Raw genomic sequence first — 1,308 nt, forward strand, 5'->3', positions numbered from 1 at the left:
TGGAGTGCTACGATAAAAATGCAGTCGAATAACACCCTCGTATGAAATAAAATGAAAGTTAACGAGGGGATGAGCGACTATGAACAGATACGACAAAGCATTCAAAGAAGAAGCGGTAAGATTGAGCGATGAGATTGGACCCAGGAAAGCTGCCGAGCAGTTAGGCGTAGCCTACCACACGTTGCAGGATTGGCGAAAGCGAAGAACCCTACATGGCGACGGCGCACATATCGGGAGCGGACGCGCTTACGCCTCTGCCGATCGGACAGCGCGAGAAATCGAATTAGAAAGAGAAATAAACGAGTTGCGCCGAGCGAATGAAATTCTCAAGGATGCACTCGGTTTTTTCGCAAAAGACCGGAAGCGGTAAAGGCATGCCAGCTCTATGCTTACATCTGTAAACGTCGGGGTCGCTGGACCGTCAATGAGATGTGCGAAGTGCTTGCTGTCAGCGAATCGGGCTACTACCGTAGTTTGAAGCCTACGCCCAAGCAGGAGCGGCAGGAGCGTCTTCTGGTCAAAATCAAAGACATCATTGGAGAATATGAAGACAACCGTAATTACGGCGTCCAGCGTATTCTACTGGCTCTGTCACAAATAGATATGACGACGAGCTACAGCACGGTTTATCGCATCATGAAGAAACACGATCTGCTGAAGAAAGCAAAGCGCTATCCGAACGGGATTACACGCGAGGATGCCGCGGCTCAGAAGAGCGAAAACCTGATTCAAAGAGACTTCAGCTCCTCCACACCCAACGCAAAGTGGCTCTCGGATATCACTGAAGTTCCTTGTTCAGATGGCAAGCTTTACTTGTCTGCCGTAATGGATTGTTTTAACGGCGAAATTGTAGGCCTAGCCATGGACGACAATATGCGCAAGGAGCTATGCATCCAAGCCTTCGAGAGTGCCTGTAAAGCACGAAATGCTCGCGGAATGATCTATCACAGCGATCGAGGCAGCCAGTTCACGAGCCAAGCTTTCCGAGAGAGCCTGGCTAAACGTGGCGCCATTCAAAGCATGAGTGGCACGGGGCGCTGCTATGATAACGCCAGGATGGAGAGCTTTTTTGCTACGTTAAAGAAAGAAAAGTTGTACCAAATTAAAACCGAGCACTATCCGATGGCTCAGATAAAATCCATTATCTTCAGGTACATCATGGTTTACTACAACAGGCACCGGATCTACACCTCTAACCCGGGAGGATGGCCCCCTGCCATTTATCGCGAACGACTGCTGTCAAACGCAGCCTAGCAAGGGGTTTCCACATGAGGGTGTTTTCAAACTGCACTTTTCTTGACTATTCCA

Annotated in this window: 2 protein-coding genes; both read left to right on the plus strand. The window is 49.3% G+C overall.

What is annotated here, in order from left to right:
• Positions 1 to 79 precede the first annotated feature (79 nt).
• Positions 80 to 370 carry a transposase gene (locus ACO9K6_RS20920; protein WP_424769460.1) on the plus strand — a complete coding sequence of 97 codons (291 nt, stop codon included), beginning with the start codon at positions 80 to 82 and terminating at the stop codon, positions 368 to 370.
• A 23-nt stretch (positions 371 to 393) separates the two neighbouring features.
• Entirely contained in the window at positions 394 to 1,254 is an 861-nt protein-coding gene (locus ACO9K6_RS20925; RefSeq protein ID WP_424769461.1) for an IS3 family transposase, read from the plus strand.
• Positions 1,255 to 1,308: the final 54 nt, after the last annotated feature.

This window comes from Paenibacillus praedii, assembly GCF_049725345.1.
GTDB lineage: Bacteria > Bacillota > Bacilli > Paenibacillales > Paenibacillaceae > Pristimantibacillus.